We start from the raw sequence: 19,328 nt of genomic DNA on the forward strand, positions 1-19,328 counted from the left end.
CATTCGGGGCGCAGCATACCCGCCGCCCGCACACACAGGCCTGATCATCCCTGACGCCGGGCCTTTCCGCCGGCCCTCATGCCGCCTAGGCTCCAGCCATGCCCGAACCGATCCTGAATCTGACCCGCGAGGTCTTCGCCCTCTGGCGTCAGTTCGCCTGGCTGCCGGAATGGGCGGTGATCGGGCTGGTTATTCTGGCCACGGTGGCGGCGGGACTGATCGCCAACAGCATCGTGTTCCGCATCCTGATCTTCTTGGTTCGAAAGCGGGACCTGTTCTGGCGCGGGGTGGTGGCGCGGGCGCGGTTCAAGGTGCGGCTGGCGGTGCTGATCATCGCCTTCGCCCTGGCCATCACCATCTCGCCCCTGGACCCCGCCACCAGCGAGTTCATCCGCCGCACCCTGCTGTTCGCCTTCATCGGGGTGACCGGCTGGATGGTGATCGGCGCGGTCGACATGTGGGCGGTGGTCTATCTGCGCCGCTTCAATATGGAGTCCGAAGACAATCTGATCGCGCGCAAGCACGTCACCCAGACCCGCATTCTCCAGCGCGTCGCGGCCGTGCTGATCGCCCTGATCACCGTCGCCCTGGCGCTGCTGACCATCCCCGAGGTCCGCCAGTGGGGCCTCTCTCTGCTGGCCTCGGCCGGCGTGGTGGGCATCATCGCCGGCCTGGCCCTGCAGCCGTTCCTGACCAACCTGATCGCCGGCGTCCAGATCGCCACGGCCCAGCCCATCCGCATCGATGACGCGGTCATTGTCGAAGGCGAGTTCGGCAACATCGAGGAAATCACCTCCACCTATGTGATGGTGCGGCTGTGGGACTGGCGGCGCATGGTCCTGCCCCTGACCTATTTCATCAACACCCCTTTCCAGAACTGGACCCGCGACAGTTCGCGCCTGATCGGATCGGCCTTCTTCTTCGTGGACTACGCCGCGCCCATCGACCGGCTGCGCGCGGCGTTCGAAGCCATCGTCCGGGCCTCGCCCCATTGGGACGGCGACGTGATGGCCCTGCAGGTCACCGACATCACCGAGCGCACCCTTCAGGTCCGCACCCTGATGAGCGCGCGAAACGCGGGCGCCGCCTTCGACCTGCGCTGCGAGGTGCGCGAGAAGCTTATGGCCTTCATGCGCGACGCGTGCCCGGAGGCCCTGCCGCGCGAACGCTTCGCCGCCGAGGACGTCAGTCCGTCGACCCAGGGCCATCCAGCTCTGCCAGAAGCGCGCGACCCCGACTGACGGCCGCCGCCGCAGAGGTCACGACCTCGGCCTCCGCCGCAGCTTCTCCACAGGCGATGTCGAACAGATCGCCCATGTCGCCGCCGGGGCTGACCGGGGCGGGCGGCGTGGCGTCCGGCGTGGCCGGTCCCTCGGTCCCGTCCTCGGCAAGCGAAGCGAAATCCAGCCGGTCGCCGGTGCGCGCCGCGCAGTCGAACCGCCAGTTGGACCAGCCGCCCGCATAGGCCCGCCCGCCCGCCTCGAAGCCCGGCTCCACCACCTGAAGCGCCCGGATCGTCACGACCTCGCCTTCCCGCTCCAGACTGGCGCGGTCGGCGAACACGGCGAACCGACCGACGCTGCTGAGGACCAGATCGTGGTCGACAGGCTGCGGCGCGGCGGCCTGAAGAGCGGCGGCGAATAGGAGGGCGAGCATGGTCCTCGCCTAGCAGCGCGCGGAACCACAGGCAAAGCGCCTTGGCCCTTCGCATGCGGGATTGTGACGGCTATAGCCCTGTGATGATCGCGCGCCTCAGACCCGTCCCGTTCCATCTCGGCCCCGTCCATTTCGTCGGTATCGGCGGCATCGGCATGAGCGGCATCGCCGAGATCATGCTCAAGATCGGCTATCTTGTGCAGGGCTCCGACGCCAAGGCCAGCGCCAACACCGAGCGGCTGGAGGCCCTGGGCGCCCGCATCTTCATCGGCCACGACGCCGCTCATGTGGGCGAGGGCGTGTCGGCGGTGGTCTATTCCACCGCCGTTAAGGCCGACAATCCCGAGATGGTCGTCGCCCGCCAGCGCCGCATTCCCCTCGTCCGCCGGGCCGAGATGCTGGCCGAGCTGATGCGGCTGCAATTCTCCATCGCGGTGGGCGGCACCCACGGCAAGACCACCACCACCTCCATGATTGCGGCCCTGCTGGACGCCGGCGATCTGGACCCCACGGTGGTCAATGGCGGCATCATCAACGCCTATGGCACCAACGCCAAGGTCGGCGACGGCGACTGGATCGTGGTGGAGGCCGACGAGTCGGACGGCAGCTTCCTGCGCCTGAAGTCCACCGTGGCCATCGTCACCAACATCGACCCGGAGCATCTGGATCACTACGGCGACTTCGACGCCGTGCGCCGGGCCTTCGTGGACTTCATCGAGAACATTCCCTTCTACGGCTTCGGCGTGGTCTGTCTGGACCATCCCGAGGTCCAGAAGCTGGTGGCCACCATCGATAATCGCCGCCTCATCACCTACGGCGTGAATCCCCAGGCCATGGTGCGGGCCGAGCACTGCGAGATGGGCCCCGACGGCGCCCGCTTCGATGTGGTGATCCAGGGCGCCGGTCTCGCCGCGCTGGAGGAGCCCCTCCGCATCAGCGGCCTGCACCTGCCCATGGCGGGCTGGCACAATGTCTCCAACGCCCTGGCCGCCATCGCCGTGGCCCGCGAGCTGGGTGTGGACGACGAGTCCATCCGCAAGGGCCTGGCCGGCTTCGGCGGGGTCAAGCGGCGCTTCACCACCACCGGCATCGTGGACGGGGTCCGCATCGTGGACGACTACGGCCACCACCCGGTGGAGATCGCCGCCGTGCTGAAAGCCGCGCGTCAGGTGGTGGACACCGCCGCCGGCGGCAAGGTGATCGCGGTGGTCCAGCCGCACCGCTTCACCCGCCTGCGCGACCTGATGGAGGACTTCTCCACCTGTTTTTCCGACGCCGACACCGTGCTGGTGGCCGACGTCTATGCGGCGGGCGAGACGCCCATCGAGGGGATCGACAAGCACGCCCTGGTCGAGGGCCTGCGCCGCTATGGGCACAGGCATGTCCTGCCGCTGGAAAACGCCGCCGTCCTGCCCCGCGCGATCAAGGACGAGACCCACCCCGGCGACGTGGTGGTCCTGCTGGGCGCCGGCGACATCACCGCCTGGTCCTACGCCCTCCCGGCCCAGCTGGAGGCGCTGGGGTGACTTCTCATACCGCTCATCCCGGCGAAGGCCGGGATCCAGATCGTATGGCGAGGCGTCCGAAGGTTTGCATTGCCGGTCTTGGCCGTGGGGCCCGGTTTGTGATTTTGCATCTGGATCCCGGCCTTCGCCGGGATGAGCGGAGTTAAGTATGGCCTGGACAGATGCCTTGCCTACCGTGCGCGGCAAGCTGCTGCGGGACGAGCCGCTGGGCCCCTACACCTGGTTCCGGGTGGGCGGGAACGCCGACGTGTTGTTCATTCCCGCTGACGCCGACGATCTGGCCGACTTTCTGAAAGCGCTGGACCCTGCGGTCCCGGTGCAGGTGCTGGGCGTGGGCTCCAACGTCATCGTCCGCGACGGCGGCGTGGAGGGCGTCGTCGTCCGTCTGGCCGGTCGTCCCTTTGGAAGCGTGACGGTCGAGGGCGACACGGTCACCGCCGGCGCCGGCGCCCTGGACGCCATGGTCGCCCGCGCGGCGGCCAAGGCAGGCGTGGCCGGGCTGGAGTTCTATGCGGGCATCCCGGGCGCCATCGGCGGCGCCCTGACCATGAACGCGGGCTGCTACGGCGCCGAGACGAAGGACGTGCTGGTCTCGGCCTGGGGCCTGAACCGGGCCGGCGAGCGGGTCGACTATCAGCTGGCCGATTTCGGCTACACCTATCGCCATTCCGAGGCGCCCGCCGACATCATCTGGATCGAGGCCACCTATCGCGGTCGTCCCGACGACCCGGCGGCGGTGCAGGCCCGCATGACCGCCATCACCGAGCGGCGCGAGACCACCCAGCCCATCCGCGAAAAGACCGGCGGCTCCACCTTCAAGAACCCCGAGGGGCATTCCTCGTGGAAGCTGGTCGATGACGCCGGCTGGCGCGGCAAGGCGTTCGGCGGCGCAAAGTTCAGCGAGCTGCATTCCAATTTCATGATCAATTTCGCCGACGCCACGGCCGCCGACATCGAGGGTCTGGGCGAGGCGGTCCGCGCCGACGTTAAGGATAAATTCGGCGTCGACCTGCAATGGGAGATCAGGCGCATCGGGCGGCCCGCCTGAGCGCGGAGCTCGACCATGAATCGCCCGATCCAGGAACTTCACGTCGCCGTCCTCATGGGCGGCATCTCGCCCGAACGGGAGGTCTCCCTGTCGTCCGGCCGCATGTGCGCCGACGCCCTGGAAGGGCAGGCGGCCCGTGTCACCCGCGTGGACGCCGGGCGCGACCTGGCCCAGGTCCTGGCCGAGCTGAAGCCTGACGTGGCGTTCAACGCCCTGCACGGCGTCTGGGGCGAGGACGGCTGCGTCCAGGGCATCCTCGAGACCCTGCAGATTCCCTACACCCACTCCGGCGTCCTGGCTTCGGCCGTGGCCATGGACAAGGACAAGTCCAAGGCTGTGCTGAGGGCCGCGGGCATCGTGGTGCCCGGCGGCGGTCTGTTCGACCGCCACGAGGTCGCCGCGCGCCATGTCATCGCGCCGCCCTATGTGATCAAGCCTAACGCCGAAGGCTCGTCCGTCGGCGTCTATCTGGTGCGCGAGGGCGCGAACCGTCCCGTCGCCGAGGTGGGCGAGCCCGGCTGGACCTATGGCGAGCAGGTGATGGTCGAGCCGTTCATCGCCGGCAACGAACTGGCGGTGACGGTTCTTGGGGAGAAATCCGGCCCCCGCGCCCTGACCGTGACCGACATCACCCCCACCAAGGGCTTCTATGACTATGAGGCCAAATACACGCCGGGCGGGTCGCGGCACGTGCTTCCGGCCGATCTGCCGGCCCGCGTGTTCGAGGCGGCCCTGCGGATTTCCGAGCGTGCGCACACCGCACTGGGTTGCCGAGGCGTGACTCGATCGGACTTTCGTTATGACGATCTTAACGACGATCTTGTTCTGCTGGAGGTCAATACCCAGCCCGGCATGACGCCGACCTCGCTCGCACCCGAGCAGGCCGCCTTCACCGGAATGGCGTATGTGGATCTGGTTCGGTGGATGGTGGAGGACGCCTCATGCCCGCGGTAGTGCGCGGCGGTCGGCGACAGAGTTCAAATCAGGCCCCCCGAAAGAGCGCTCCCAGGAAAGGGGCGCCGCGTCGGGGCGGTTCGCGCAACGCACCCGCGACGCCCGGCAAGATGGCGGCGCTGGGGCGTCTGGACCTGTCGCCCCGCGCGGTGATCATCAGCTTCGTCGCCGGCGTCGTGCTGGTGGGCGTTGTGCTGTTCACAGGCGCGCGCGCCGATCGCATCGGCGCGTCCGTCTCCAGCGGCGTGAACGACCAGCTGGCCGGTATGGGCCTGGCCCTGAACCGCGTGCACATCACCGGCGCCTCCGACGAGGCCCGCCCCGCCATCCAGGCCGCCATCGACCTGACCCAGGGCCAGCCCATCACCGCCGTCGATCTGGACGCCGTGCGCGCCTCGGTGGAGGACGTGGGCTGGGTCCGCTCGGCGCGCGTGGTGCGCCTGCTGCCCGACACGGTCGTCGTGGCCGTGACCGAACATGACCGCCTGGCCGTCTGGCAGACGGGCGGCCGCAACTATGTGGTGGACAGCACCGGACAGGTGATCCCCGGCGCCGACCCGGGCCGCTATCCGCGCCTGCCGCTGGTGGTGGGGACGGGCGCAGCCGAGGCCGCCTCGGACATCCTGCCCCTGCTGCGCCAGCGTCCGCGCCTGATGACCCGCGTCGAGGCCCTGGTCCGCGTGGACGAGCGGCGCTGGGACGTGCGGCTCCGCAACGGCGGCGTCATCCAGCTGCCCGCGACCAATCAGGAGGCGGCCCTCATCCAGCTGGACTCCATGGACCAGCGCGAGCGTCTGCTCGACCTCGGCTTCGAGCGCGTGGATCTTCGCGCTCCCGACGCCGTGGCCGTGCAGCCGACCGGCGAAGCCTAGGGGGAGGGCGTCATGTCGCGAGATCGAAACGAATCCGGTCAGGCCATGGGCGCCCACAACCGCGCGCCGGTGGTGGCCGCGCTGGACCTGGGCCACTCCAAGATCGCCTGCTTCATCATGAAGCCCGAGGGCGTGCGTCACGCTGACCGCACCGTGCGCGTGGCGGGCGCCAGCCACGTCCAGTCGCGCGGCATCAAGGGCGGCTCCATCGTCAACATGGATGAGGCGGCCCAGGCCATCGGTCACGCCGTCGAGCGCGCCGAGCGGGCGGCCGGGGCCCCGGTTTCGGGCGTCATCGTCTCCACCGCCATCGGCCAGACCGCCAGCCACCGGGTGCAGGCCCGCGTCTCGCTGGGCGCCAATCCCGTCGGCGACGCCGACCTGGCCCGCGCCATCGCCACCGCCCTGGCCCAGATTCGCCTGCCGAACCGCCGCCCCATCCACGTCCTGCCCGTCGCCTGGTCGGTGGACGGCTCCCGTGGCGTGCGCGACCCGCGCGCCATGCGCGGCGCCTCCCTGGGCCTCGATCTGCTGGTGGTCTCCATGGCCGAAGGCGTCTTCGCCACCCTCAGCCATTGCCTCGAGCTGGCCCACCTGGATCTCCAGGGCGTCGCCGCCGCCCCCGTCACCGCCTCGCTGGCGGCGCTGGAGGAGGACGAGATGGATCTGGGCTGCGTCGCCATCGACATGGGCGGGGGCTCCACCTCCGCCGCCGTCTGGGGTGGAGGCAGCCTGCTGCACGTGGAAAGCCTCAACGTGGGCGGCGAGCATGTCACCTCGGACATCGCCCGCGGCCTGTCGACTTCCAAGGCGGGCGCCGAGCGACTCAAGACCCTGCACGGTTCGGCCATGGCCTCGCCCAACGAGGACCGCGAGATGCTGGAGGCCCCGCCGCGCGGCGAGGACGCCTCCGCCGGTCCCGTCATCGTTCCCCGCGCCATGCTCAAGACCGTCATCGCCCCGCGCGTGGAAGAGACGCTGGAGCTGCTGCGCGACCGTCTGAGGGCGTCCGGCCCCGGGCTCGAGCCCGGCACGGGCGTGGTCCTGACCGGCGGCGCCAGCCAGCTGAACGGCGTGCGCGAACTGGCCGTCCGCGTGTTTGACCGCCCGGTGCGTCTGGGCCGTCCCCAGCGCGCGCCCCACCTGGCCGACGCCGCCTCGGGTCCCGCCTTCTGCTCGGCCGCCGGCGTCCTGCTGCGCGCCGCCTACGGCCCGCGCGAATCCGTCTCGGCCCGCAAGCTGATGTCGCGTCAGCTCAGCGCCGCCGACGCCCCCCGCGTCCATTCCGGCGGCTTCATCGCCCGCGCCGCAGGCTGGCTGCGCGAGAATCTCTGACGCGCAAGATCATCCCGTTTCCCGCCCGGATTGCGGCCGACTGTTGCGGGACTGTGGCGAGATTGTAACATTACCGACGCCAGTTCGCCGCGAAGTCGCCTCAATGCTTGCCCGAGCGCCAATCGCCGCTACTGTCGCGCTAGGGGGCGCATCAGCCGATTGCGGCGCCTGTCTGTGTTCCACATCAGCTGAGCTCGGGTTAAACCATGAAGATAAATCGCAAACTGCTCCTCGGCAGCACGGCCTTCGCGACCGCTTTCGCGCTCGCGTCGCCGGGTCTCGCCCAGGACGCACCGCCCGCATCTGAACAAGATGCCACCACGGTCGAAGAGATCGTCATCACGGGCTCGCTGATCCGTCGTGACCCGGTGAACGCCCCGACGCCGCTGATCCAGGTGAGCCGCGATGAGGTTCTGGAAACCGGCCAGACCACGATGATCGACTATCTGGCGACCATCCCGGCCCTGATGAACTCGCGCGTCCCGACCGACAACACCGGTTCGGTCCTGAACGCCCTGGGTCTGGAATTCGCCAACCTCCGCAGCCTGGGCACGGGCCGCACCCTGACCCTCATCGACGGCCGCCGCCACGTCGGCTCTTCGGCCGGCTCGCTGTCGGTCGACGTGTCGACCGTTCCCCGTCTGCTGATCGAGAACATCGAGATCGTCACCGGCGGCGCCTCGTCCATCTACGGCGCCGACGCCGTGTCGGGCGTGCTGAACTTCATCCTTCGCGACGACTTCGAAGGTCTGGAGATCGACGCCAACATCAGCGAGATCGCCAGCCGCAACGACCGGTATTCGCAGCGCATCTCCATGCTGGCCGGCCGCAACTTCCTGGACGACCGCCTGAACGTCTATCTGCACGCCGAGTATGAGCTGAACGACGAAGTCAACTCGTTCGACCTGCCCTGGCTGGACCGTGCGCCGCTGGTGCTGGGCCTGGACGCGGATCCGACCGCGATGCCTTCCGACGGCATCATCGACCAGGGCGTGTTCTTCAACCTGAACCGCCTCGATCGTCCGCGCTGGGGTCAGACGACCCTGTTCGGCGGCCAGCAGGCCAGCCCGACCAGCAATCCGAACGTGGCTCACGTCCAGTGCGCCGGCCTGACCAACAACACCAACTGTTTCGCCGTCACCCCCGGCCGCACCTTCTGGTATGAAGGCGGCGGCGCCCGTCTGGCCAATTTCGGCACCCGCGTGGGCAACACCGGCATCAACCGTCCGTTCAACGTGGGCGGCGACGGCGTGAACCCGGCGGACTTCTCGCTGTTCTCGCAGTACCCGGAGATGGAGTCCCAGCGTTACCAGGCCGGCCTCAACTTCGACCTGACCCCGAACGTGCGGGCTTTCTTCGAAGCCAAGTTCGTCACCGAAGAAGCCAACTTCATCGGTCAGCCGAGCTTCTTCACCGTCAACCTGTGGGACAACACCTACGGTCCGAACTCGGCCAGCATCCTGCGCGCCTCGTCGCAGTTCGACCTGCGCTACTCGGACAACGCCTTCCTGCCCCAGGCGGTGAAGGATGCCATCGCCGCCAACGTTGTGCCGGTCTATGGCCCGCCGACCGCGGATGCGCCTGCTCCGGTTCTGGGTTTCGTGGCCGCGCCCTACGCGCAGCACACCATGTTCGGTCCTGAGCGCTTCCAGGAGAACACCCGTGAAGTCACCCGCTTCGTGGGCGGCTTCGAGGGCACCTTCGATCGCCTGGCCTTCGTGAACAACGTCAACTGGGACATCGGCTACACCTACGGTGAGGTGGACAACCAGAACCTGGAGTACGGCCTGGACGTCCAGCGCTTCCAGTGGTCGGCCGACGCCGTGGTCGACACCGCGGGCGTCATGGGCACGCCCGGCGCCATCGTCTGCCGCGTAAGCCTGCTGGACGCCCAAGGCGCCCCGAACGGCCAACTGGTGGACTACTTCCGTGGCGGCGACATCCGCGACACGGCTTACGGTCAGCAGTCGATCGACGAGTGCGTTCCGCTGAACATCTTCGGCGCGGGCAACCAGTCTGAAGAGGGCCTGGCCTATTCCAGCGCCTTCCTGGACGTGACCCAGACCAACAAGCAGCACCAGGGCATGGCCCGCATCGCCGGCCAGCTGTGGGACTTCTGGGGCGCCGGCCCGATCGGCATGGCCCTGGGCTATGAGTACCGCAAGGAATACACCGAGGGTGTCGGCCGTGACGCCAGCACCGCCGGTCGTTTCCTGTTCCTGAACACCGGCCCCGACTTCCTGGGCGCCGAGTACAGCAGCGACGAGGTCTTCACCGAAATCTCGGTGCCGCTGATGCGCGACTCGTTCCTGGGTGAGTACGCCGAGATCAGCGGTTCGTACCGCTTCTCGGACTACACCACCGTCGGTGAGATCGAGACCTGGGGCGTGAACCTGGTCTATCGTCCCATCCGGGACATCGCCTTCCGCTCCAGCTTCAACACCTCGATCCGCGTGCCGAACCTGGGCGAGAACTTCTCCCCGGCCACCCAGACCTTCTGGAACGGCGTGGTCGATCCCTGCGACACCCGGCAGATCGCTTCGCCGAACCGCACGGCCGAGGAGCGCACCAACCGCATCCAGAACTGCGAGCTCCTCGCTCAGCAGTACGGGTTCGGCGGTCAGTTCAACTGGACCGACGAGTCGGCCCCCAACGCCTACCTGCCCGCCTATACTTCGGGCATCGCGGGTGTGAACGCGGGCAACCCGTTCCTGGAGCCGGAAGAGTCGGAAAGCTTCACCTTCTCGGTGATCCTGCAGCCCCGCTTCATCAACAACCTGTCGATCGTGCTGGACTACTACAGCATCGAGGTCACTGACGTGATCGCCTCGGTGTCGGCGGCGGTCGCGGCCACCAACTGCGTCAACGGTGCGACGCTCAACACCGCGGCCTGCAACACGATCTTCCGCAACAACCCGAGCATTCCGTTCGGCGTCGGCGCCCCCACCGGGGATCCGATCGGCGGCTTCATCCAGGGCTCGCTCAACTACGCCGCCCTGGAGACCGAAGGTCTGGACTTCGCGGTCAACTACGCGATCGACACCTACGACTGGCTCGGCCGCGACTGGGGCCGCCTCAGCTACCGTCTGGGTGGTCTGTGGCTGCTCAAGCAGGAGCAGTACACCAACACGGACGATCCGACCGACGCCACGGTCCTGTCGGGCAACCTCTACTACCCGCGTGTCCGTCTGACCTCGTCGCTGACCTACACGCCGAACGACACCTGGAGCGTGAACTGGACCATGGACTGGCAGACCGCCCAGCACATGGTTCGCCCGTCGACCTTCGTGAACAACCCGGACAGCCGTCCGGCCTCCGAGCTCGACACCGGCGACTTCGCCCGTCACGACTTCACCGTCCGGTGGAACGTGAACGACGACGTTTCCCTGCGGGCCGGTGTTGTGAACGCGTTCGACAACAGCCAGCACCCCTGGCTGGGCACGACGCTCTACAACCAGTTCGACGCCTTCGGTCGTCGCTTCTTCATCGGCATGAACTACCGCCTCTGGTAGGATCTGCTGATCCGAAACGGGAAAGGGCGGCCCTTCGGGGCCGCCCTTTTTCTTTTGTGGGCAAGGGTTCGGGGAACGCCGAAAGGCCTTTCCAATTCACCGACTCAGGCTAGGGGGTAACCATCTCTTAACGTTGATGGTTCTTTCATTAACGCAGGGTTCGGACCCATGTGATTCGCGGGGGTGTGTCGCGCAGGGTCCCGGACAAACGGGTCGGAAGGTCGAAACGAACATGTCGCTGTCGCTGGTCAAGCCGCAACACACTGAACTCAAGCCCCGCATCGTCGTGTTCGGTGTCGGCGGAGCCGGCGGCAACGCCGTCAACAACATGATCGACGCCGGCCTCGAAGGGGTCGAGTTCGTCGTGGCCAACACCGACGCGCAGCATCTGTCGTTCGCCAAGACCGACCGTCGCATCCAGCTGGGCGCCACCATCACGCAAGGGCTGGGCGCGGGCGCTCACCCCGAAGTGGGCATGAACGCCGCCGAGGAGTCCGTGGACGAGATCCACGAGCACCTGGAAGGCGCTCACATGGTGTTCATCACCGGCGGCATGGGCGGCGGCACCGGCACCGGCGCGGCCCCCGTCATCGCCAAATGCGCCCGTGATCGCGGCATCCTGACCGTCGGCGTGGTCACCAAGCCCTTCACCTTCGAGGGCCGCCACCGCATGCGTCTGGCCGACGCCGGCATCGCGGAGCTGCAGCGCTACGTCGACACCCTCATCGTCATCCCCAACCAGAACCTGTTCCGGGTCGCCAACGAGAAGACCACCTTCGCCGACGCCTTCGGCATGGCGGACCAGGTGCTGCACTCGGGCGTGCGCTCCATCACCGACCTGATGATCCTGCCGGGCCTGATCAACCTGGACTTCGCCGACGTGCGCGCGGTCATGTCCGAAATGGGCAAGGCCATGATGGGCACCGGCGAGGCCTCGGGCGAGGACCGCGCCCTGCTGGCCGCCCAGAACGCCATCGCCAACCCCCTGCTCGACGAAACCAGCCTGAAGGGCGCCAAGGCCGTGCTGGTCAACATCACCGGCGGCATGGATATGACCCTGATGGAGGTGGACGAAGCCGCCAACGCCATCTCGGCCGAAGTGGACATGGACGCCAACTTCATCTTCGGCGCCGCCTTCGATCCGGCGCTGGAAGGCAAGCTGCGCGTGTCGGTGGTCGCCACCGGCATGGACGAGGAAGCCACCCAGTCCATCGAACCCCCGCAACAGCGTCCGGTGGAGACCCCGCGCGCGCCGGTCATGCCGACCGCCGCCACCAGCTACGCCGCCGCCACCCGCCACGAGCCCATGACGGCCCGTGAACCCGCCACGCCGTCCTACGCCCGTGAACCGGTCCAGCCGGCCGCCCAGACCCCGGCGCCCCCGCCGCAGGCTGACGCCGACCCCGTCATCCGGCAGGCCCAGCCCGCCGCCGCCTCGGCCGACCCCGAGCGCGTCATCGGCCGCATCGTCGACCCCTCGGTCGATGAGTTTGAGGACGAGGCGTCGGACGCCGAGCAGGGCGACCTGTATTTCGACCGTCGTCCGGAGCCTGCCCCCGTGCGCCGCCCGGCTCCGCAACCGGCCCAGCCGGCGCAGTACGCCGACGACAGCCTGTTCGAAAGCCAGGAGCCCAAGCGCGGATGGAGCCTGTTCGGCCGCGGCCGCCGCTCTCCGACCAGCCAGAGCTACCAGCAGGAAGCGCCCGCCCCGGCCGCGCCCCAGATGCGCCCGACCCATCAGGCCCAGCCCGTGGACGAGCCCCAGCAGACCCAGGCCGACGACGATCTCGAGATCCCGTCCTTCCTGCGCCGTCTCGCCAACTAATTCGTAACCATCGCGATCCCTTGCGGCGCAAGGGTTTCCCGATGGCTCGAAACAATCCGAAACCCGGATTTCATTTACCCTCTGACGCCCCGTCATTAACTGCATGACGGGGCGCAGACCGTCTTGTGACGGTTGCATTACGGGTATCTCGATTTGTTTGGACGCGACGATCATCACGAACGCACGCTCAGCGCGCCCGCCATCTGCGCGGGTGTGGGCGTGCATTCGGGCGAGCGCGTGCGTCTGGCCATCCGCTCGGCCCCCACGGGCACGGGCGTCGTCTTCGTGCGCACCGACGTCACCGACCGCGACAACCGCATCCCGGTGTCGGGCGAAGCGGTGGTCGAGGCGCGACTGAACACCATGATCGAGAACGCCGACGGCGTGCGCCTGTCCACCATCGAACACCTGATGGCGGCCTTCGCAGCCCTGGGCGTCTCCAACGTCATCGTCGAGGTCGACGGCCCCGAACTGCCCATCCTGGACGGCTCGGCCCTGCCGTTCGTCCAGCTTCTGGACCGCGCGGGCTTCCGCCGTCAGCTGGCCCCGGTCCGCTACATCGAGATCCTCGAGCCCATCGTGGTGGAGGAGGACGACAAGCGCGCCGCCCTGCTGCCCTGCGACCGCTACGAGATGCGCTTCGAGATCGACTTCGACTCCAGGGTCATCGGCAATCAGGTGGTGGACTTCGTGGTCGACGAGGCCACCTTCCGCGACCAGATCATGGCCGCGCGCACCTTCGGCTTCGCCCATGAGGTCGAGGCCCTGCGCCGCGCCGGCCTGGCCCGTGGCGGCAGCCTGGAGAACGCCGTGGTCATCGACGGCGACACCATCCTGAACCCCGGCGGGCTTCGGATGGAGCGCGAGTTCGTCAAGCACAAGGCGCTGGACGCCATCGGCGACCTCTATGTGCTGGGCGCGCCCCTGCTGGGCCGCTACGAAGGGGTCAAGGCGGGCCACGCCCTGAACAACCAGCTGGTCCGCGCCCTTCTGGCCGCGCCCCACGCCTGGCGCGAGGTCACCCGCGTCCCGGAACTGGCCCAGGTCGGCTGATCCACGGCGGAATCCATTGACCGCCGGGCGCTCCGCGCCCTAAGCCCACCCCATGCTGCAAAACATCGAAGCCCTGTCCCGTGAGGCCCGGTCGTGGCCGTTCGAGCAAGCCCGCAATCTGCTGGCCCACCTGCTCAAACACCGCCTCGACACGGACGGCGAACGCGACCTGGCCGCGACCCTGATCGGCAGGAACAAGACGGACGAGGCCTTGTCCACGCTGCCGGCCCTCGCGCGCCCGGTGATCTTCGAGACCGGCTACGGCCCCTCGGGCCTGCCGCACATGGGCACCTTCGGCGAGGTGGCCCGGACCACCATGGTGCGCAACGCCTTCCGCGCCCTGACCGGCGACCACTGGCCCACGCGTCTGATCGCCTTCAGCGACGATATGGACGGCCTGCGCAAGGTGCCCGACGGCGTGCCCAATCCGGAGATGCTGGCCGAGGATCTGCACAAGCCCCTGACACAGGTGCGCGACCCGTTCGGGACCCACGACAGCTTCGGCGCCCACAACAACGCCCGCCTGCGCGCCTTCCTCGACGGCTTCGGCTTCCAGTACGAGTTCATGAGCTCGACCGAGGCCTATCGCTCCGGCCGGTTCGATCAGGCGCTGCTGACCTTGCTGGAGCGGTTCGACGCGGTTCAGGCGGTCATGCTGCCGACCCTCGGGCCGGACCGCCGCGCCACCTACTCGCCCTTCCTGCCAATCAGCCCCGTCACCGGCCATGTGCTTCAGGTGCCGACGCTGGAGCGCAATCTGGATCGGGGGACCATCGTGTTCGACGACCCGGCGGGCGGCCGCACCGAGGTTCCCGTCACCGGCGGCCATGTGAAGCTGCAGTGGAAGCCCGACTGGGCCATGCGTTGGGCCGCGCTGGGCGTGGACTACGAGATGAGCGGCAAGGACCTGATCGACTCGGTCAAGGTCTCCTCAAAGGTCTGCCGCGCCCTGGGCGGCGTCCCGCCCGAGGGGTTCAACTACGAGATGTTCCTGGACGAGGCCGGCCAGAAGATCTCCAAGTCCAGGGGCAACGGCCTGACCATGGACGAATGGCTTCGCTACGGCACGCCGGAGTCCCTCAGCTGGTACATGTTCCAGTCGCCCAAATCGGCCAAGAAGCTGCACTTCGACGTCATCCCGCGCGCCATCGACGACTATCTGCAGGCGATCACCAGCTTCCCGGAGCAGGAGCCGCCCAAGCAGATCGACAACCCGGTCTGGCACATCCATTCCGGCGCGCCGCCCAAAGACGCCAGCCCGGCGTCCTTCTCGCTGCTTCTGAATCTGGTGGGCGTCGCCAACGCGTCGAACAAGGCGGAGCTGTGGGCCTATTTCGCCCGCTACCTGCCCGAGGCCACGCCCGAGAACGAGCCCGTTCTGGACCGGCTGATGGGCCATGCGCTGAACTACTACGAGGACTTCGTGAAGCCCACGAAGGCCTTCCGCGCGCCTACGGAGGCGGAGGCCGCGGCCTTCCTGGACCTGGCTGAGCGCCTGCGCGCCCTGCCGGCCGACACCACTGACGGCGAGGTGATCCAGAACGAGGTCTATGCGGTGGGCAAGGAACACGACTTCCAGCCCCTGCGCGCCTGGTTCGCGGCCCTGTACGAGGTCCTGCTGGGCCAGTCGCAGGGCCCCCGCTTCGGCTCCTTCGCCGCCATCTACGGCCTGAACCGCACCATCACCCTGCTGGAACAGGGCGCCCGGGGAGAACTGGCGGCGGCGTGATCCTTCTCCCGAGGGGAGAAGGGGGGAACCCGCGCACCGGAGCGCGACGCGATCCGGTTCTTGCGCGGGGGATGAGGGCGTTCGCTGGCCCCCGGTCACACTGTAAGCCCTCACCCTCCGCGCAAGTGGCGATCTGCTACGCATCTCGCCGCGCGGAGCCGGCCCTCTCCCGCCGGGAGAGGGAAGACGCCCGCCCCAAAAACATGAACCCAATATAACCGCCCTCGTCTGAACCGCTTCAGCTTCGCGCGCCTAGCCTCTCCTCATCGATAGCGATCGAACAAAGGAGAGAGCGTCATGTCGAACCTGAAGTCTTCCTCGAAAGCCGCTCTGGCGGTGTTGATGGCCGGGGCCATGGGCCTGGCCGGAACCGCCTCGGCCCAGTCGTATGGTCAGCAGCCCCAGCGCCCCATGGGCTCCGGCGTCCTCGGCTGCGACGCCCCTGGCGGCCGCCAGCAGGCCGGCGCCGTGATCGGCGGCATCCTCGGCGCGGCCCTGGGCACCCAGATCTCGCGCAACGAGCGGGAGCTCGGCGCGGTGGGCGGCGGCGTCCTCGGCGCAGCGGCCGGCTCCTATGTCGGTTGCCGCCAGCAGCGCGCCCGCCTCGACAACTACAACGCCGGCTACAACAACGGCCATGCGGAGGCCACGGCCCAAGCCAACGCCTATGTGGCCGTCAGCAACCTGCGCATCCGCTCCGGCCCCTCCACCGGCTACGGCCAGATCGGCTCGCTCAGCGCAGGTCAGAGCTTCCAGGTCGCCGGGTCGCAGGGCCAGTGGCTGCAGCTGGCCGGGGGCGGCTATGTCCACTCCGGCTACGTCCGCCGCGCGTACTGATCCTCCCACCGTGCGCGAGGCGAGGGCCGCTCCGAAAGGGGCGGCCCTTCTTCGTGGCTACTGGCTGACCCACAGGATGCGCGCCATCCAGTCGACGTCACGGGGATGCAGGGTGCGCGGCGGATGGGCGGGATTGATGGAGCCCAGCTCCACCCGTGTGGCGGTCAGGCGTGTGACCTCCTTGGCCATCACTTCGCCGCCGGTGGTGCACACCACCACCCGGTCGCCCTTGCGCACGTCGGTCACGGCCCGGTCCACGATCACCACGTCGCCTTCCCGGTACAGGGGCGTCATGGAGTCCCCGCTGATCTTCAGGCTGAAGCGCGCATCCCCGGCCGCCGGCAGCAGGGTGCGGTCCCAGCCCTGTCCGGTCGGATAGCCCGCGTCGTCAAAGAAGCCGTCCGCCCCCGCCTGGGCCATGCCCAGCAGGGGCACGCTCTCGGCCGAGGCCGCGTCTCGCGCCAGCCGCGCGAAGTCGCCCAGACTGACCTCGGCCACATCCAGCGCCCGGGTCAGGCTCTCGGTGGACGGCCAGCGCGGCCGCGGCGGCTCGCCCGGCCCGAACCGCTTGGACCGGTTGAAGCTTGTGGGATCCAGCCCCGCCGCCCGCGCCAGGGCCGACGGCGTCATGCCCTGCCGCGCCGCCAGCGCGTCCAGACCTCTCCACAACTGGGCGTGCGTCAGCGCCAAGGCGACCTCCCGAATCGCCCGAACTTAACATGAAATAGGAATAAAAGCCTCTACTCGAGGCCCGCGGCGCGGCGCTCCTGCCAAGCCCAGAAGGTGCCGACGGCCAGGCTGCCCAGTATGCCGATGGTCGCGATGTTGACCACGGCGATATAGGACCACATGGGCGGGCGCACATCGACCCAGGGCAGAATCAGGCCCATCAGGGCCAGAAGCTGGAAGCCCATGGCCCAGGCTGGCCAGCTGCGCTTACTTTTCCAGCTCAGACCGGCAAGAAACAGAAGGATGACGATGTCCAGCATGGCGATCACCGGCTGCCAGTCGAAGAGATTGCTTTCGTGCTGGACCAGCATCGAGGCCAGCCAGGCCACCAGATACACACCCGCAAAGGCCCGCTCCGGCTCCTCGCCCTTGAGCATGGCGAAGGCCAGCACGGCGACCATCACGATCGCGCCGATCTGGGTGTAGAGGGTGTCAAACATGCAAAATCGCCCCCGAACCTGTGGTCCGGAGGCGATAATGCGCTGATTTAGCCTCAACCGATACGGTTGAAGGGAATTCTTACAGCGAATTAAGCGACGCGCAGCTTCACGCCCGGACGTCCCGGGACTTCGACCGGGCGGGTCATGTCATCGGGCTTGTCGAGCGGACCGGCGGCGTAGACGCCCCAGCCCATGCGGCGGTGATCCTTGGCCAGCTCCTGGTGGGTGGCGACGATGGCTTCGCGGGCCTGGCCGAGAGCGGCGATCGCTTCCATGGCCTTGGCCTGGGCGCCGGCGCCCGAGAGAGCCGAAACGCTCAACTCTGCACGGCCGGCGATCATGGTCTGCACCAGACCGCTGGCCTGGGCGATGGCGGCGTCGAGCGCCTGTTCCGTGGCGTAAAGCTCATTGGCGACGCCGTTGACGATTTCAGCCTTGTACACGTGCAAACCCTCCACTGTGGTTAGCCAAGTGTTAACACGGTTCAGCCCCTTTGGATAGGGTGTTTACTTCTCGTTCACCATGTTTGCCCGCACCCCGCCGGTCCCGTCCAGCGGCGGCTGATCGTCCGGCTTGTCCATGGGACCCGCGGCCAGGGCGCCAAGACCCATCCGCCGGGCGAGGGCGGCGAGGGTCCGGTGCGCCCCTCCCAGCCGGGCGCGCGCCTGGGTCAGGGCCGACAGCGAGGCCGCCAGGTCATCAAAGGCGGACTGGCCTGTGACCCCCGAAACGCCGGCGCGCATCCGCGCCTCGGGCAGGGCGGCGGTCAGGGCGGCGATCTCGATCAGGGCGTGGTCCACCGCCGCCTCGGCGGCATGGACTTTCCGGCTCAGATCCCGGCCGACGGCTTCGTGATGCATGACTTCACTCCCCGCAAATGACGGGAGCAGACACGCAAAACGCTTGTTTCGCAACAATACTCGTTTCAGTTGTCGAGCAGGAAGTGCGCGGTCAGGGTGGCGATGGGCTGGCGCCGTTCCTCCTGCCAGGCTTCGACGGTCACGGACGCCACCCGGCGTCCGGCCTTGCTGACATGGGCGCGGGCGAAGGTGTCCACCGGCTTGCCGGACCGCAGATAGGCCACCGTCACATTGATGGGGCGCGGCAGCCGCGGGCGCGGGTGCAGCAACGCCAGCTGGGCGGTCGCGGTCAGCTCAAGCAGGGCGGCGGTTGCGCCGCCGTGCAGCGCCGGCAGCATCGGATTGCCGATCAGATGGGGCGAGAACGGCATCACCACCGTCAGCTCGTCGCCGGACGCCAGCGATTTCAGGCCCAGGAACCGGGCGTAGGGGATGCTGTCCAGATCGAAGGCGGCCGTCTCGCTCATGTCGCGGCCCCGGGGCGCGGCCCGTTCGTACCGGCGCCCCGTTCCCCGTCAGAGTTGATGATGTAGGCGGCCTGGGCCGCCGCGACCGGATCGTCGGGATCGCTCTCATAGGCGAAGGCGCGCACGAAGCCGATCGAATGGGTCAGGCGATAGCAGCGCGCGCGCGCCAGCAGATCGCGCCCGGGTTCGGCGGCCCGCATGTAGTCGACCCGCAGGTCCAGGGTCGCGATGGGCCGGAATTCGCCGAGCGCCACCCACACCGCCAGGCCGCCCACGTGATCCAGCATCGCCGTGACCAGCCCGCCGGCCAGCACGCCGGCGTTGGGATCACCGACCAGGTCCTCGCGATACGGGGCCCGCAGGGTGACCGCGTCGCCGTCCAGCGCTTCGTAAGCGAACCCCAGGGCATGGGTGTGCGCGGCGCCGGCGGCCAGTTGGGGCAGGAGGGATTCGATGGTTGCGGCCATGGGCCGTTCTTATCCGTG

The 19,328-nt window shown here is 68.3% G+C and carries 18 protein-coding genes; 11 read left to right on the forward strand and 7 right to left on the reverse strand.

The annotated features are described in order from the left end of the window. Positions 1-98 precede the first annotated feature (98 nt). Positions 99-1,241 (forward strand): mechanosensitive ion channel family protein, encoded by a 1,143-nt coding sequence (locus IWC96_RS02555; protein WP_021697003.1) that lies wholly within the window; start codon positions 99-101, stop codon positions 1,239-1,241. Here the strand turns inward: IWC96_RS02555 and IWC96_RS02560 are convergent. Further along, a complete protein-coding gene (locus IWC96_RS02560) occupies positions 1,186-1,656 on the reverse strand; it encodes a surface-adhesin E family protein (protein WP_045318932.1) in 471 nt (156 codons plus the stop codon). The genes IWC96_RS02555 and IWC96_RS02560 overlap by 56 nt on opposite strands. 83 nt (positions 1,657-1,739) lie before the next feature. On the opposite strand from IWC96_RS02560, the gene murC reads away from it, so the two are divergent. The 10 genes from murC to IWC96_RS02610 all read left to right on the forward strand — a co-directional run bounded on the left by murC (position 1,740) and on the right by IWC96_RS02610 (position 16,347). After that, entirely contained in the window at positions 1,740-3,182 is a 1,443-nt protein-coding gene (gene murC, locus IWC96_RS02565) for a UDP-N-acetylmuramate--L-alanine ligase (RefSeq protein ID WP_021697001.1), read from the forward strand. 148 nt (positions 3,183-3,330) lie between these two features. Next, on the forward strand, positions 3,331-4,230 hold the full coding sequence (murB, locus tag IWC96_RS02570) for a UDP-N-acetylmuramate dehydrogenase (protein WP_021697000.1): 900 nt from the start codon (positions 3,331-3,333) through the stop codon (positions 4,228-4,230). A 15-nt stretch (positions 4,231-4,245) separates the two neighbouring features. Continuing rightward, positions 4,246-5,184, forward strand: coding sequence for a D-alanine--D-alanine ligase (locus tag IWC96_RS02575; protein ID WP_021696999.1), 939 nt, complete (start codon positions 4,246-4,248; stop codon positions 5,182-5,184). After that, positions 5,172-6,056, forward strand: a complete 885-nt coding sequence (locus IWC96_RS02580) for a cell division protein FtsQ/DivIB (protein ID WP_045318931.1) — start codon at positions 5,172-5,174, stop codon at positions 6,054-6,056. The genes IWC96_RS02575 and IWC96_RS02580 overlap by 13 nt, the downstream gene beginning before the upstream one ends. A 12-nt stretch (positions 6,057-6,068) precedes the next feature. Next, the gene (gene ftsA, locus IWC96_RS02585) at positions 6,069-7,391 is read left to right on the forward strand and encodes a cell division protein FtsA (RefSeq protein WP_021696997.1); all 1,323 of its coding nucleotides are present in this window, start codon (positions 6,069-6,071) and stop codon (positions 7,389-7,391) included. Positions 7,392-7,597: 206 nt separating this feature from the next. Continuing rightward, on the forward strand, positions 7,598-10,903 hold the full coding sequence (locus tag IWC96_RS02590) for a TonB-dependent receptor domain-containing protein (RefSeq protein WP_021696996.1): 3,306 nt from the start codon (positions 7,598-7,600) through the stop codon (positions 10,901-10,903). Between the two features lie 232 nt (positions 10,904-11,135). Further along, complete coding sequence (ftsZ, locus tag IWC96_RS02595; protein WP_021696995.1) at positions 11,136-12,728, forward strand: cell division protein FtsZ; 1,593 nt, start codon at positions 11,136-11,138, stop codon at positions 12,726-12,728. A 153-nt stretch (positions 12,729-12,881) separates the two neighbouring features. Next, on the forward strand, positions 12,882-13,781 hold the full coding sequence (gene lpxC / locus IWC96_RS02600) for a UDP-3-O-acyl-N-acetylglucosamine deacetylase (protein WP_021696994.1): 900 nt from the start codon (positions 12,882-12,884) through the stop codon (positions 13,779-13,781). A 52-nt stretch (positions 13,782-13,833) separates the two neighbouring features. After that, positions 13,834-15,510: a lysine--tRNA ligase gene (locus IWC96_RS02605; protein WP_021696993.1), complete on the forward strand. Its 1,677-nt coding sequence runs from the start codon at positions 13,834-13,836 to the stop codon at positions 15,508-15,510. A gap of 297 nt (positions 15,511-15,807) precedes the next feature. Beyond that, positions 15,808-16,347, forward strand: coding sequence for an SH3 domain-containing protein (locus tag IWC96_RS02610; RefSeq protein WP_021696992.1), 540 nt, complete (start codon positions 15,808-15,810; stop codon positions 16,345-16,347). A 57-nt stretch (positions 16,348-16,404) separates the two neighbouring features. On the opposite strand, the gene IWC96_RS02615 is transcribed toward IWC96_RS02610, so the two are convergent. From IWC96_RS02615 to IWC96_RS02640, 6 genes are all read right to left on the reverse strand, one after another. Then, the gene (locus IWC96_RS02615) at positions 16,405-17,037 is read right to left on the reverse strand and encodes a helix-turn-helix transcriptional regulator (RefSeq protein ID WP_021696991.1); all 633 of its coding nucleotides are present in this window, start codon (positions 17,035-17,037) and stop codon (positions 16,405-16,407) included. A 50-nt stretch (positions 17,038-17,087) separates the two neighbouring features. After that, the gene (locus IWC96_RS02620; protein WP_196838298.1) at positions 17,088-17,516 is read right to left on the reverse strand and encodes a hypothetical protein; all 429 of its coding nucleotides are present in this window, start codon (positions 17,514-17,516) and stop codon (positions 17,088-17,090) included. Positions 17,517-17,605: 89 nt separating this feature from the next. Continuing rightward, the gene (locus IWC96_RS02625) at positions 17,606-17,959 is read right to left on the reverse strand and encodes a hypothetical protein (protein ID WP_196838299.1); all 354 of its coding nucleotides are present in this window, start codon (positions 17,957-17,959) and stop codon (positions 17,606-17,608) included. Positions 17,960-18,022: 63 nt separating this feature from the next. Next, positions 18,023-18,376, reverse strand: a complete 354-nt coding sequence (locus tag IWC96_RS02630) for a hypothetical protein (RefSeq protein WP_021696989.1) — start codon at positions 18,374-18,376, stop codon at positions 18,023-18,025. A gap of 65 nt (positions 18,377-18,441) precedes the next feature. Beyond that, on the reverse strand, positions 18,442-18,843 hold the full coding sequence (locus IWC96_RS02635) for a PaaI family thioesterase (RefSeq protein ID WP_045318927.1): 402 nt from the start codon (positions 18,841-18,843) through the stop codon (positions 18,442-18,444). Further along, entirely contained in the window at positions 18,840-19,310 is a 471-nt protein-coding gene (locus IWC96_RS02640) for a PaaI family thioesterase (protein ID WP_196838300.1), read from the reverse strand. Before IWC96_RS02640 ends, IWC96_RS02635 begins: the two co-directional genes overlap by 4 nt. Positions 19,311-19,328 lie beyond the last annotated feature (18 nt).

Source organism: Brevundimonas sp. BAL450, from assembly GCF_015767455.1.
GTDB classification, from domain to species: domain Bacteria; phylum Pseudomonadota; class Alphaproteobacteria; order Caulobacterales; family Caulobacteraceae; genus Brevundimonas; species Brevundimonas abyssalis.